The sequence below is a fragment of the Bacillus sp. AFS002410 genome (assembly GCF_002556365.1).
GTDB lineage: Bacteria > Bacillota > Bacilli > Bacillales > Bacillaceae_G > Gottfriedia.
Genome location: NZ_NUEU01000096.1, coordinates 29,142 through 43,977, shown reverse-complemented (window position 1 = coordinate 43,977; position 14,836 = coordinate 29,142). Strand labels below are relative to the sequence as shown.

Sequence of the window (14,836 nt, the reverse complement as noted above, 5' to 3'; positions counted from 1 at the left end):
CCACTAAGCTTATTACTATTCTGTATTTTAGAAGTCGTTAAATTACTGCTATATTATACATAAATCCAACAATGTAACGTTTTACTGTACGTTTTTGAAAGATTCACATATAATACAAATAGAAGGAGGGTGAAACCATTGGGATTGTCTATAAAATTGGAGAACTAGCAAAAGAAGTAGGAGTGTCTAAGCGCACAATAGATTATTATACAAATCTTGGATTACTTGAACCTGAGCGTTCGGAATCTGGACATCGTTTTTATAATGAAGCTTCTTTAGAAACTTTAAAATTTATTGAGCAATGTAAATCAATGCACTTGCCACTCCAAGAAATAAAAGAAATTTTAGATAAGAAAAAAACAATTTTCGAAAGTCAGAGTATTGCGCCTCTAACAGAGGAAGTAACGGTTCATATGAATCAGTTACAAAGTGAATTATCACAATTAAAATTTTTACTAGAAAATTTAAGTGAGGATCAGAAACTTAATATTTTACGTCAACTAACGTCACAAACATCAGAATTAATTCAGACGTTATTGTCATTTATTCTTTAAAAGGAGAGAATGTAAATGTTTTTTCACCCTTTGGATTTCCTAATTTTGATTGCCTTTGGATTATCGATTTGGGCACAATTTAAAGTGAAATCAAGTTTTAATCACTGGGCTGAAGTGCCAGCATCTGGAGGATTAACCGGAGCTGAAGTAGCAAGACATCTATTAAACAATAATAATTTACCTAATGTACCGGTGGAAGTAGTGCCTGGAAGATTATCAGATCATTATGATCCGATGGCAAGGACAGTTCGCTTATCTGAAGAAGTTTACTATGGTAAATCAATCGCATCAGTGTCTGTTGCAGCTCACGAAGTAGGTCATGCAATACAGCATGATACTTCGTATGGCTTTTTAACACTTCGTCACCGAATTTTTCCAATTGTTAACATTGCATCAGGAGCAGCGCCGTTACTATTGCTAGGAGGATTTTTACTTCAAGCATTTTCTTTAATTGGAGTAGGGATTTTACTTTTTTCAGTAGCAGTAGCATTTCAATTAATTACTTTACCAGTTGAATACAATGCTAGTTCGCGAGCGAAGAATTTAATGCTAGCATCAGGTATAATCCATGACACGGACAGAAAAGGTGTAAATAAAGTACTAGGAGCTGCTGCACTTACGTATTTAGCAGCGACCTTAATTTCAGTTTTAGAATTAGTAAAATATTTATTCATATTCTTCCAAGGCCAAACTGAAGAAGAATAAAAATAATCAAAAAGATGATTTTGTGAACCATACAAATTCGTCTTTTTTTTTGTACTTTAAAAAAGTATAAATTGGCAGCGGAGAAGAAAAAAAGACGTAGTTTCCAATTTTAGGAATTTTATGCACGAAATCTATAGATATAGGCACAAGCTGTGACATGGAGGGCGAAATCTAATGATTCACGCGAAAGCCAGGTGCTTTATGCACGAAACCTATCCATTTACGCACAAAATTCATTGATTTATACACAAAATCCCTGGATTTACGCACGAAACCCACTGATTTACGCACAAACCCACCGATTGCAGAGCCTGCCAATTATCATATCAACAAAAAAATCGATATATCAACAAAAACCAGTACTATATCAACGAAAACCACCGCTTTATCAACAAAGTTCACAGCTTTATCAATAAAGTACACAAAGTGTTCGCTTTTTCCAAGTATGAAGCCATTAGAAGATCATCTAATGGCTTTTTTGAAAGATAGCAATTGAGGGGTACCACGGTTCTAAAAACTGTGGTATTTTTGCGGATGTACTCTAAGTAAAATAGGACCGGGCTGTTTTTTTTTGCACGGTTTTCTTTATTTGAAAATATTAAATTTGAAATGATAAGTATGTTTAAAATTTCAATGTCTAAACTAGTAAATAGATTTTAAAATTGGAAGTTTATGTATTTTTAGTAGCCTTGGCTTTTTTATCATATTAAATGTAGTACAATTAAGTGGTTAAAAAAATGGGGGAAAATTATGACTCTTTCTGCAATTGAACATTTTTTAAATACATACAAAGATTATGCAGCCATACTTAGTATTTTAATCAATGTTCTAATTAGTATTGTTGGAATAATACCAGCTTGGTTCTTGACTGCAATCAATATTAAAATATTTGGTTTTACGGATGGATTTTTAATTTCTTTCACAGGTGAATTAATCGGTACATTAGTATCTTTCATTTTGTATAGAAATGGTTTGCGAAAAAGATTTAACCGTGATGTAAGTAAATTTAAACTATTAAATAAACTATTAAGTTTAGAAGGAAAAGAAGCTTTTTACGGTGTGTTATTGATACGCTTTATTCCATTTATTCCATCTAGTTTGATTACTTTATTTGCTGCACTCGGAAAGATCACATGGTCAAGCTTTATTGTTGCTAGTTTTTTTGGGAAGTTGCCTGTCATCTTATTTGAATCGTATTCGGTCAATCAAGTGTTAGAATTCACTTTATTCGGCAAAATCATTTTAGGATTATTGCTCATTGCCTTACTGATCTATTTTTATAGAAAGCGATTTAATGTATTTTTGAAAAATAAATTTTAATATTGTCTAAAAAGCTCAATCCTATTTTTATTAGGGGTTGGGTTTTTTTTGTTGTTACTTGCTTAAAAATGTTGTAATAATCATGAAACAGATACCGTTAACACATACATAAACATGTCTAAATTAATTTAAATTTACATATATTGAAATACCTCAATTTTGAAAGAGCATTCCATTTAGGAACAGAAGGAATCGTTCTTATTTTGAACATCGCTTTTCTTATAAGGAGGGAAAAAGAAAATCTGGGAAAGCCAAAACATATTAGCACAATCGTAAAAATCGCTTTCTTTAAGTAACTATGTAGCTACTAGGAGGGTGTTATCGGTGAATAGAGTTTCGTTAAATGACTTATCGAAGAACTTTGATGAAGTAAATCCTGGTTTATCGAATCGCGAAGCGTTTGAAGAAGCACATAGATGTCTTTATTGCTATGATGCGCCGTGTATTAAGGCGTGTCCAACTGGGATTGATATTCCATCATTTATTAAGAAAATAGGTTCGGGAAATTTAAAAGGATCAGCTAAAACGATTATGTCATCTAATCCAGTTGGCGCAAGTTGTGCTCGAGTTTGTCCAACGGAAGAGTTGTGCGAAGGTGCATGTGTGCTCAATCACTCTACCAAACCAATCATGATAGGGAATCTACAACGTTATGCAACAGATTGGGCAATAAAAAATAATCCAGTATTATTTAAGGCTGGACAAAAGAATGGCAAAAAGGTCGCAATCGTTGGTAGTGGTCCTGCTGGCTTAGCTGCAGCTCGGGAACTCGCTTTACTAGGTTATGAAGTAACGATCTATGAAGCGGAAGATTATGCAGGTGGATTAAATCGATACGGAATTGTTTCGTTCAGATTACCGAAGAAAATATCAAGTTGGGAAGTTCAACAAGTAGAACAGTTAGATGTAAAAATTCATACGAATACTAGAGTTGGATCGGATATATTAGCAAATGAATTAGTAGAAAACAATGATATGGTCGTGCTAGCCATAGGTATGGGGAAAGTACCGATGCTTGATATAGAAGGGGAAGATTTGAACGGAGTATATGATGCGATTGATATTGTAAAAGAGACAAAATCGGGTGAATTAACAGATCGTTTTATTGATAAAAACATCGTTGTAATAGGAGCTGGAAATACCGCAATTGATGCAGCGACATGTTCTGTTCGTTTAGGCGCAGCTAATGTCAAAATTTTATATCGCAGGACACAAGCAGAAATGAGCGCTTATCAATTTGAATATGATTTTGCAAAGCAAGATGGTGTAGAATTCCGATGGCTAACTTTACCGATAAGAATAATAGGTAAAAACGAAAAAGTAATCGCACTTGAATGTGTTCGTTTGGAATTAGGTGATGTAGGAAAAGACGGTCGCCGTCAACCTGTACTTATACCAGACTCAAATTTTACGATTCCAGTAGATGGGGTTATTAAAGCGATTGGTCAAACACGCTATAAAGATCTAATTGAACAATTTGAATTAGAACATAATGATGGAGTCGTAAAAGTAAATTCAGAAACTTTTCAAACATCGAATCCGAAAGTGTTTGCTTGTGGTGATGTCATATTCGGAAAAGGGCTAGGTGAAGCAATGGTAGTGACTGCTGCACAGCAAGGAAAAGAAGTAGCTTATGCTATTCATAAACAGCTAAATATTTAAAGGGAGGTTTTCTTGCATGGCAGATTTACGGATTAATCTTGCGGGCATACAATCACCTAATCCATTTTGGCTAGCTTCTGCACCTCCGACAAATTCGGGGTATCAAGTACAACGGGCTTTTGAAGCTGGGTGGGGAGGGGCAGTATGGAAAACATTAGGTGAACCGATTATTAATACCTCCTCAAGATTTGCGGCTACTAACTTCAACGGACAAAGAGTAGCCGGCTTTAATAATATCGAACTGATTAGTGACAGACCTCTTGAAGTAAATTTAAAAGAAATTTATGAAACGAAAAAGAAATTTCCAGACCATGCGATTATCGCCTCACTTATGGTGGAACCGCAACAATATAAATGGCATGAAATCGTAAAAAGGGTAGAGGATGTTGGAGTTGACGGTTTAGAGCTAAACTTTGGCTGCCCACACGGTATGGCAGAACGAGGAATGGGCTCAGCATCTGGTCAAGTCCCAGAACTAGTAGAAAAACAAACTTTTTGGGTAAAAGAAGTCGCAAAAACACCAGTCATTGTAAAGTTAACGCCTAACATTACTGATATAACCGTGACTGCGGAAGCAGCAGTAAGGGGAGGAGCAAATGCAGTTAGTATGATTAATACAATAAATAGTTTAATGGGTGTAGATTTAGATTCTTGGAATACGATTCCACATGTTGCAGGAAAAGGAGCACATGGAGGATATTGTGGACCGGCCGTTAAACCAATTGCATTAAATATGGTTGCAGAATGCGCAAGGAATCCACGTATTAATGTACCAATTTCAGGTATTGGAGGAATCTCAAATTGGCAAAACACAGTAGAGTTCTTGCTAATGGGAGCGACAGGCGTTCAAGTTTGCACAGCAGCAATGCACCATGGGTTCCGAATTGTTGAGGACATGATTGATGGATTAAACAATTACTTAGACGAAAAAGGAATTTCATCCGTAATGGATCTTGTAGGTAAATCAGTTCATAAATTTTCTGATTGGGGAAATTTAGATTTAAATTATCAAATAGTCGCTAAAATTGATACTGATGTGTGCATTAACTGCAATAAATGCCATATAGCTTGTGAAGATACCTCTCACCAATGTATTGATATGTTAACAAATGAAAATGGAAAGTCATACTTAAAGGTACGGGAAGAGGACTGCGTTGGATGTAACTTATGCGCTATTGTTTGTCCGGTGGAAGGTGCCATAAATATGGTAGAAGTAACAAGTGAACACTCTCCGATGACTTGGAATGAACGAGAACAGGCATTAAATAGACTAGCGCGTTCTAATCAATATTCAATTTTAAAGGGGGGAAGGAAAAGAAAATGAAGAAGATTATTCGAAATGGAACAATTGTGACCGCTACAGATACTTTTAAGGCTGATATTTTAATAGAAGAAGATAAAATTTCAACAATTGGCCTAAATTTAGAAAGTACAGATGCTGAAGTAATTGATGCAACAGGTAATTATATTTTTCCTGGAGGTGTAGATCCCCATACGCATTTAGACATGCCATTTGGAGGAACAGTCACTAAAGATGATTTTGAATCTGGAACAATTGCTGCAGCTTTTGGAGGAACAACAACAATCATAGATTTTTGTTTAACAAACAAAGGAGAACCACTTCAAAAAGCAATCGAAACATGGCACGAAAAATCAACTAATAAAGCAGTCATCGATTATAGTTTTCACTTGATGATCGGAGAAATAACCGATGATGTTTTAAATGAGTTACCTAGAGTGATAGAAAAAGAGGGAATAACTTCATTTAAAGTTTTCATGGCCTATAAAAATGTATTTCAAGCTGATGATGCTACATTGTACCGAACTTTATTAGCGGCTAAAGAACTTGGTGCACTAGTGATGGTACATGCAGAAAACGGTGATGTTGTCGATTATTTAATAAATGAAGCATTAGCTGAAGGAAAAACAGAGCCAATTTATCATGCCTTAACTCGTCCTCCAGAAGTGGAAGGGGAAGCTACTGGAAGAGCAGCTACTTTAACAGCTCTAGCAAACTCGCAACTATATGTTGTTCACGTTACATGTGCTGAGGCAGTTGAAAAAATAACAGAAGCTCGAAATAATGGAGTTGATATTTGGGGTGAAACATGCCCACAATACTTAGTGCTTGATCAGACCATGCTTGAAAAGCCAAACTTTGAAGGAGCAAAATATGTTTGGTCTCCTCCACTTCGCGAAAAGTGGAACCAAGACGTGCTATGGAATGCATTGAAAAATGGGAACCTACAAACTCTAGGGTCCGATCAATGTTCATTCGACTTCAAAGGACAAAAGGAATTAGGACGTGACGATTTTTCGAAAATCCCAAATGGAGGACCGACAATTGAAGATCGTGTAAGCATTTTATTCTCTGAAGGTGTAAAAAAAGGAAAAATAACACTGAATCAATTCGTTGACATTACTTCTACTAGGAGTGCAAAGCTATTTGGTTTATATCCTCAAAAAGGAACAATTGCAGTGGGCTCAGACGCAGATTTAGTTATTTTTGATCCGAATATAAATCGAACACTCTCATCAAAAACCCACCATATGGCAGTCGACTATAACGCATTCGAAGGCATGGAAGTAACTGGTGAGCCAGTAAGTGTCTTAGTTCGTGGAGAATTTGTCATAAAAGATAAGCAATATGTCGGTCATGCAGGCAGTGGCCAATACTTAAAAAGAAAAAAGTACGGTGAAAAAGTTTCTAGATTAATAGAAGAGTAAGGTAACGAAGGGAATGATCAAGTACATGTCAACGTTTAAGGAATTTTTAATCGAAAGACATCAAATAGACTCTCTCCTAGAGAAAGGCTATCAGATTAAAAATGTTAGAGAAACGCTAGACGGTGCCTTTGTTGACTTTGAAAACCAAGAGGAAGAGGAGCAGTTTATCACACTTCAAATCATGAATGCTGATACCCGTAAATATTTTGGGTCGTTAATTATTAAACAGTTTGGGATCCATTTGTAGAAGAGTGGAAGCGTAAATAAAACCTGGGATTCGCAATTAAAAATGAGGGAACGCAAATAAAACCTGGGAATCGCAAATAAAACCTGGGAATCGCAAATAAAAGTGAGGAATCGCAAATAAAAATTGGGAATCGCAAATAAAAATGGGGAATCGCAAATATAAGTGAGGAATCGCAAATAAATATTGAGCGGTTTTTCAATGGAATTTACAAGGAAATTAGATTAAAATCAACCAATTTCAATGAAAAGAGATAAGATTCAACTGTTTTTAGCTGTTTTTATTAAAAAATAGGTAGTTTTGGTCCACCTCGGCAATGCACACATAATTGTATAAAAAGAAAATAGGCCATATCTATTCCATAGACAATGTTTTCGGCGAAGAAAAATTTGTACTGGAGGAATAAATAATGACCTAAAGCAATCATACACTATATCTTGATAAAGTCCAAATACTAATTTTAAATCGCATAGTATCCGTTTAGTCTAACGGAACATGCGATTTTTTTCTGTTTAAAAAAAGCTCTCCCATTAGTTAGTAACTTAAGTACTAACTAATGGAAAAGCAAAATTGAATTTAATCAAATCTACTAGTTATCATTTTCTTTCTTGTGTAGAAGTCGATTCCATCTGTTCCGTTTGCGTGAAGGTCGCCGTAGAAAGAGTTTTTCCATCCAGAGAACGGAAAGAAGGCCATTGGTGCCGGAACGCCGATATTGACTCCAAGCATTCCTACTTCAATGTTTTCTCTGAAGTATCTAATACTTGAGGCACTGTCGGTAAAAATGCAAGCTCCGTTTCCGAAATCTGATTTGTTCGTTAGTTCGATTGCTTCTTTTAATGACTTCACTCGCACGATTGAAAGTACTGGTGCGAAAATTTCATCCTTCCAGATTTTCATTGATGGGTTCACGTTATCAAAAATTGTTGGGCCAATAAAATAGCCTTTTTCTTTTCTGATTAAGTCATTACGACCATCACGCAATAAGGTTGCACCTTCTTGAATTCCGCTTTCAATATATTGTTCTGTTCGATCGCGATGTTCTTTGCGAATGACTGGACCTAGGAATACATCTTCATCTAATCCATTTCCGATTGTAAGATTATTTGCTTCCTTTTTTAATTTTTCGATTAGGGGATCAGCTATGTCACCTACCGTTACAACTACTGAGCATGCCATACAACGTTCACCTGCTGAGCCGTATGCAGCTGTAATGATTTGTTTAACTGTTTCATCTAAGTCAGCATCTTGTAAAACGATACTATGGTTTTTAGCTCCAGCTAAAGCTTGAACGCGCTTACCATTGGTAGATGCAGTTTTATATACGTACTCTGCCACGGGCTGAGAACCTACAAATGAAATGGCTGGAACATCTTTGTTTTGAAGTAATTCGTTTACAATTTCATGAGCGCCATGAACAATATTAAAAACGCCTTGTGGTAGACCTGCTTCTGTGAAGAGCTCTGCTAAACGATTTGCTAGTAATGGTGTTCGTTCAGAAGGCTTTAAGATAAACGTGTTTCCACAAGCAATAGCTAAAGGGAACATCCAGCAAGGGACCATCATTGGAAAGTTGAAAGGTGTTATTCCTCCAACTACCCCAACTGGGTACCGAAACATTGCAGATTCAATATTTGTAGCTATATCAGGTAATTGCTTACCCATCATTAATGTCGGAGCCCCAGCGGCAAATTCTACGCATTCAATTCCACGTTGAACTTCCCCATATGCTTCATTATAGCTTTTGCCATTTTCAATCGTAATTAAATTTGCAAGCTCATCCCAATGCTTAATTAGTAATTGTTGATATGAAAATAGTATTCTTGCTCTTTTTGGAACAGGTGTTTTACTCCAAGAAATAAAAGCGTTTTTTGCTGCTTTTACTGCATTTTCTAAATCTGATTTAGTTGAGAGCGGTACAAATGCTAATATTTCTTCAGTAGCTGGATTTGGAACTGGGATAGTTTTTGCATTTGGCGAAGCTTCAGTCCATTCTCCATTAATAAAATTCTTTAAAACTTTTATATTTGTTTGCGTCGACATAGGATATCACCTCATACGATTATAGGTTTGAGAATGCTTTGTTTAATGTACTTACGATAAAATCAATCTCTTCATCAGTTGTAGTAAATGGAGGAGAAAGTGTGAGGATATTGTTGTAGCCAGGAACTGTATCTCCATTTTTACCGATTATTAATCCATTTGCTTTACATTCAGTTATTATTTTTAATACTAATTCAGGACTAGCTGGTTTTTTACTTTTTTTATCTTCAACAAGCTCAATTCCTGCGATAAAACCAAAACTTCGTATGTCCCCAACATTCTTATAAATTAGTAAACTATCTAATTTTTTGCGAAGCTCATCACCTAAATAAGCTGCACGTTCTATTAAATTTTCATTCTCAATTATTTCTAAGTTTTTAAGTGCAACCGCGCATGAGGCAGGATTTCCTCCGAATGTATTTACATGGCGAAAGTGATTATCTGGACCAGGTTGTTTAAATACTTCATATAAATCGCTTCTTACAGCAGTTGCTGAGAGCGGAGAGTATGCACTTGTCATTCCTTTAGCCATTGTGACGATATCGGGTTTTATGCCGTAGTTTTGATGACCAAATTGTTTTCCAGAGCGGCCAAATCCACAGATCACTTCATCAACAATTAATAAAATACCAAATTTATCACATATATTTCGAACTTTTGTTAAGTATTCGGTAGGAGGGACAATAACCCCTCCACCTGTAATAACTGGTTCCATTATGATACCCGCAATCGTTTCAGCACCTTCATAATTGATCACATCTTCAATTGCTTTTGCGCATTGGATACCACAGTCTCCATATGTTTTACCAAAAGGACATCGATAACAATAAGGTGGTGCGACATGCTGGAAGCCTGAAGAAAGAGGTTCATATTTAACTTTACGGTTAGCTTGACCAGTGGCACTTAAAGCACCCATAGAATTCCCATGATATGCACGATATCTTGAAATAAATTTATAACGTAAAGGCTCTCCATTTTGTTGATGGTATTGCCTAGCAATCTTAAAAGCTACTTCATTTGCATCAGATCCAGAATTAGAATAAAAAATACGATAATCTCCACCAAGCCACTCATTTAACTTTTCAGCTAATAGAATAGAAGGAACATTGCCTTGAGACATAGGAACGTAAGGGATCGCTTGCATTTGTTCAGCTGCAGCTTTGGCAATTTCCTCGCGACCATAACCTACATTCACACACCATAATCCAGACATACCATCTAAGTAATCTTTACCATTAATATCAGTAACTGTACTATTTTTACCTGATACTAAAACCAATGGGTTTGGATTGTGAGGGGACATATGATGCCATACATATTTTTGATCTAAATCAAGGAGCTCTTCCTTAGTTAGAGAAGTAGAATGAGTTGCTTTTACAGTTTTATCATTCACTAAAATGTCACCAACTTTCAGTATTATTATTGAAATTTCAATTTTATATCTTTATTAATTAATATTACTGAATGGACGATATTATCCTATTACGATTAGACAAATTCCAGTTTTGTGAGTTTTGAAATTAAAAAGAAGTCATTTGTTATGATGGAGGCCAATTGATAACCAAGATTAAAATATTAAGTGTAATTGAAAATACAAAAATTCCATATAAAAATAAAAAAGGGGGTGCGGGATAAGTGTATTACAGAAATCAACGCCCAAGTATGGTTTACATGATGACTAATAATGATACTATGAATCAAGTTATTGCTTTTAGTAGGAGTATGAATGGGATGCTTACTTTTATAGGAGCATACCCGACTAGCGGAAAAGGGACTGGAATAAAAGAAGTTTCCGGAGCAACCGCCAATGATGGTGTAGATCCCCTAGCATCACAAGGGGCATTAACATTAACGAAAGATGGACATTTATTATTTGCCGTTAACGCAGGAAGTAATTCTATTAGTAGTTTCATAGTAAATGAGAATGGAACTCTAACTCTTGTGGATGTGAAGCCATCGGGAGGTGAACAGCCCAATAGTATAGGGGTGTCTGGTAATCTACTCTATGTTTCCAATGTAGGTAGCCAGGCTAATAATTTTGCATCTAATATTACTGGTTTTGGGATAGATGCTAATGGACGACTTTCTCAAATCCCTGAATCCACTCACATTCTAAGTACTGCTAATGCTCAGCCTGCTCAGGTTTTATTCACACCCGATGGAAGTAAACTTCTCGTATCTGAACTCACAACAAATAGTCTAAGTATTTTTAATGTAAATAGAAATGGTACCTTGACTGGACCAGTAATAAATAATTCAAATGGAACAGGACCATTAGGCTGTCATTTTCTTTCCACAGGGATCTTATTAGTAACTGAAGCAGGCACTAATGCACTATCATCCTATTCATTAAGTGAAAATGGGAGGTTAAAAGTAGTCAGCGGATCTATACCTTCTGGATGGAAGACAGCTTGCTGGGTTATTACAACTTTGAACGAAAGATTTGCATTTGTTACTAACACTTTAAGTGGTACAATCTCAACTTATCGAATCGGTCATAACGGTGCACTGACAGTCGCCGGATATACTACGAGTACACCTGCAGGAATGACTACTGGTCTGCCAATGGATGTCGGAGTTAGTAATGATGGAAAATATTTTTACACTTTAAACGGCAATCAAGGTACTGTTTCTGTATTCCAAATTAACGATGATGGTAGTCTTGTTAGATTGCAAGTTGCTGTTTGGACACCAGAGTTATATTTTGGATCGCAAGGTTTGGCAGTTCTTTAACTCATTTTAGTAGATATTTTACATAAAGAATTGCACTTACGCAGGAGGTTGAGAAAAAAAGGAGCACAATTCATTTCAAAAAATGAATTGTGCCTCTTTAATTTTATGATTATGAAAGTTATTTCTTATGCTTGTGTGGATAGGTATGCTTACTATTAATCAAAGTACGCAAATCTCCACGAAATAACACATCTTTGAATTCCTTAAATTGAAAGGGAATAAAAGGTGCTAAATAAGGCACTCCAACTGATTTTAGAGATGCCATATATACAATCGTAATTAGGAATCCTATTGCCATACCGGTTAATCCGAAATAATAACCTATTAATAGAAATACGATTCGTAATACACTCATTACACCCCATAATCCACCAGCTGTTAGTGACATACTTGTTAAAAAACTAATACCTACAATAATCAAACTTAAAGAGTGGACTATTTTAGCATCTACAGATGTTTGGCCAACTAGAGTTGCACCAATGAGTGATACTAATAAAACAGTCGATTTAGGAATACGTAAGGATGTTTCTGAAAGTAGATCTAAAATAAATTGTAAAAAGAAAATTTCTATTGGCAACGGTAATAATGTATCTGATTGAGTTAGAAGATCTTTACTAAACTTGTGTGGAAACCAATCCTGGTGAAATTGAGCTACGGTTGCGTAAAGGCCAAGGAGTAATATAGATAGTATCCAACTGAAAAAGCGGAGAAATCTAATAATTAATCTTCTACCTTTCATGGTATATTCATCAGGTTGTTGAAAATAATGAATAAATAGAGTAGGTACAATTAAGACGTATGGGGTACCGTTTACGATAATGATTGTTCTACCTTCATACAAAGCTGATACCGATACATCTGGTCGCTCACAAGTAAATACTAAAGGAAATAATACTTTTTTTTCTTCTAAAGCATCTTCTATAACCCTAGCTTCGAGTAAGTAGGTTACATCGATCTTTTTAATTATCCTCCTTGTTTCTTCAAGGACATTTTTATCTACAAATTCTTCAATATAGACGATTGCAACATCTGTCTTTGATTTTGTTCCAACTGACATGCTCTCAACAGTAAAATCTGGAGTTTGGATCAAACTCCTAAGAAGATTCACATTTACTTTTAATTGTTCATTAAATCCAATTAATGATCCTTTTCCTGTCCTCTGAGTATCTGGTTCTGATAGTGCTCTTATTTGCCAATCAGCTGAATCTGCTAAAATACCTTGATCAAATCCATCAATTAAAACGAGTGCCTTCCCTTTTGTTAATGCCAAAAATATTTCATTAAATTCAGTGACAAGTCTGGCATCAATGATTGAAACTTTTTCTGAAACAATTGATTCCAAATTCCTTATATTGGATAGTCCCTGCAATGGTTTTAGAATATTTTCCTGTAAATTTATCGTATCAGTAATTCCATCAATATAAAGAATAGCTGCATCACGAACCACATCAATTGTAAATGAACGTATTTTTAAATCGGATGATTTATTAACGGCTTCTTCTATTTGTTTAATATTTTTATGCAAACTGATCGATAAAGTAGTTGATGTAGATTCGTTCATAAAGTCACTCCTAAATTAAGCAAATAATTAGGTTCATATTAGAAAGAATTACCTAAAAGGAATGAATGTAAACTATATTTATAGTCGTATTTATGGGATTCTAAAAATATAAATGTCACTAATTTGAGATTAATATAATATAATTATTGATTATCCAATCACCTATATGAAATTTTTTCAAAATATTCGATAACGAATTTCTTAAAATCTTGAGCTGCTAAAGAAATATATCTATTTTTTGACCAACCAAGACCAATCGTTAACTGACACGTTGCATCATTAATTCGTATACGTTCTGGTAAATTTTCGGTAACTGTAGTCCAATCTAATACAGGCATAAACGCAACACCTAATCCTTGATTTACAAATCGTATGATTGCAAATGGCTCGTCTACCTCAAATGATACGTTAGGAATAAATCCTGCATCTATACAAAATTGATCAGTAAAATCTCTAAATCCAAAGCCAGCATTTAATGAGATAAATGTTTCATCTTTTAATTCGATTAAATCAATTGATTTTCTATTTGATAAATGATGTCCAGATGGAATAATTAAAAAGATATCTTCTTTAATTAACGGAATCCATTCAATTTCTTCATTCTCAATAGGGAGAGAAGAAATACATAAATCAATCACTCCATTTAATAATTGATTTTTCATTTCCGAAATTGGTTTAATGACTTGCTTGAAATGCACATCTGGATATTCAGACATAAAACCACTCATCAATTCAGGTAAAATTTTCGAAATTGATGAAGCTAATGTAATACTTCCTTTTTTTAAACCAGCAAGTTCCTGAACTTCTCTTTGACCTTCTTCTAACTCCATTAATGCTTTATTTACTCTTTGTAAAAACAGTTTCCCAAAATGGTTCAGTTTAATTTGACGATTATGGCGATCGAATAAAGGAACACCTAAGTCATTTTCTAATCTAGTAATTGTTTTACTTAGTGATGGTTGAGCTATTTGAAGAACTTCAGCAGCTTTTGTTATATGTTCGAGTTTTGCAACTGTTTGAAAATATTTAAGTTGAAGCAATTCCATTTTATTTGTCACCCTTCTTTACTGTTCGCATAGACCAAAAGGCATGATTATATAGTTTAATATGTATTATACATTATGCATTGCGGATTTTATAATAAAGTTGAAAAAAATATATTGGAGTTGATTAATATGAAAGCAGCTGACTTTGGATGTGCTTACAGGATTTTTAAAGAAGTTGCACAACGCATGCCATATACTTGATGATTTTAATTTTTTTAAGTAAAAAATCATTAATTTGGAG

General features: G+C 34.9%; 12 protein-coding genes. 8 read left to right on the top strand and 4 right to left on the bottom strand.

Annotation, left to right across the window (positions count from 1 at the left end; all coding sequences use genetic code 11):
• Positions 1 to 143: 143 nt before the first annotated feature.
• The 7 genes from CN692_RS23120 (at position 144) to CN692_RS23090 (ending at position 7,215) form a co-directional block, all read left to right on the top strand.
• The gene (locus CN692_RS23120) at positions 144 to 554 is read left to right on the top strand and encodes a MerR family transcriptional regulator (RefSeq protein ID WP_098121475.1); all 411 of its coding nucleotides are present in this window, start codon (positions 144 to 146) and stop codon (positions 552 to 554) included.
• A 15-nt stretch (positions 555 to 569) separates the two neighbouring features.
• A complete protein-coding gene (locus tag CN692_RS23115; RefSeq protein ID WP_098121474.1) occupies positions 570 to 1,259 on the top strand; it encodes a zinc metallopeptidase in 690 nt (229 codons plus the stop codon).
• Positions 1,260 to 2,009: 750 nt separating this feature from the next.
• Complete coding sequence (locus CN692_RS23110) at positions 2,010 to 2,579, top strand: TVP38/TMEM64 family protein (protein ID WP_098121473.1); 570 nt, start codon at positions 2,010 to 2,012, stop codon at positions 2,577 to 2,579.
• 324 nt (positions 2,580 to 2,903) lie between these two features.
• Positions 2,904 to 4,241, top strand: coding sequence for an NAD(P)-dependent oxidoreductase (locus tag CN692_RS23105; RefSeq protein ID WP_098121472.1), 1,338 nt, complete (start codon positions 2,904 to 2,906; stop codon positions 4,239 to 4,241).
• 16 nt (positions 4,242 to 4,257) lie between these two features.
• A complete protein-coding gene (gene preA, locus CN692_RS23100) occupies positions 4,258 to 5,565 on the top strand; it encodes an NAD-dependent dihydropyrimidine dehydrogenase subunit PreA (protein WP_098121471.1) in 1,308 nt (435 codons plus the stop codon).
• Positions 5,562 to 6,968 carry a dihydropyrimidinase gene (hydA, locus tag CN692_RS23095; protein WP_098121470.1) on the top strand — a complete coding sequence of 469 codons (1,407 nt, stop codon included), beginning with the start codon at positions 5,562 to 5,564 and terminating at the stop codon, positions 6,966 to 6,968. The genes preA and hydA overlap by 4 nt, the downstream gene beginning before the upstream one ends.
• A gap of 13 nt (positions 6,969 to 6,981) precedes the next feature.
• Positions 6,982 to 7,215, top strand: a complete 234-nt coding sequence (locus CN692_RS23090; RefSeq protein WP_257144107.1) for a hypothetical protein — start codon at positions 6,982 to 6,984, stop codon at positions 7,213 to 7,215.
• Between the two features lie 573 nt (positions 7,216 to 7,788).
• On the opposite strand, the gene CN692_RS23085 is transcribed toward CN692_RS23090, so the two are convergent.
• Both CN692_RS23085 and CN692_RS23080 read right to left on the bottom strand, forming a co-directional pair.
• Positions 7,789 to 9,255 carry a CoA-acylating methylmalonate-semialdehyde dehydrogenase gene (locus tag CN692_RS23085; protein ID WP_098121469.1) on the bottom strand — a complete coding sequence of 489 codons (1,467 nt, stop codon included), beginning with the start codon at positions 9,253 to 9,255 and terminating at the stop codon, positions 7,789 to 7,791.
• A 19-nt stretch (positions 9,256 to 9,274) separates the two neighbouring features.
• Positions 9,275 to 10,648: an aspartate aminotransferase family protein gene (locus tag CN692_RS23080; RefSeq protein ID WP_098121468.1), complete on the bottom strand. Its 1,374-nt coding sequence runs from the start codon at positions 10,646 to 10,648 to the stop codon at positions 9,275 to 9,277.
• 269 nt (positions 10,649 to 10,917) lie between these two features.
• On the opposite strand from CN692_RS23080, the gene CN692_RS23075 reads away from it, so the two are divergent.
• Positions 10,918 to 11,988, top strand: coding sequence for a lactonase family protein (locus CN692_RS23075; protein ID WP_098121508.1), 1,071 nt, complete (start codon positions 10,918 to 10,920; stop codon positions 11,986 to 11,988).
• 118 nt (positions 11,989 to 12,106) lie between these two features.
• On the opposite strand, the gene CN692_RS23070 is transcribed toward CN692_RS23075, so the two are convergent.
• Together CN692_RS23070 and CN692_RS23065 are read right to left on the bottom strand one after the other, a co-directional pair.
• Complete coding sequence (locus CN692_RS23070) at positions 12,107 to 13,549, bottom strand: spore germination protein (protein WP_098121467.1); 1,443 nt, start codon at positions 13,547 to 13,549, stop codon at positions 12,107 to 12,109.
• A gap of 158 nt (positions 13,550 to 13,707) precedes the next feature.
• A complete protein-coding gene (locus CN692_RS23065; protein ID WP_098121466.1) occupies positions 13,708 to 14,595 on the bottom strand; it encodes a LysR family transcriptional regulator in 888 nt (295 codons plus the stop codon).
• Positions 14,596 to 14,836 lie beyond the last annotated feature (241 nt).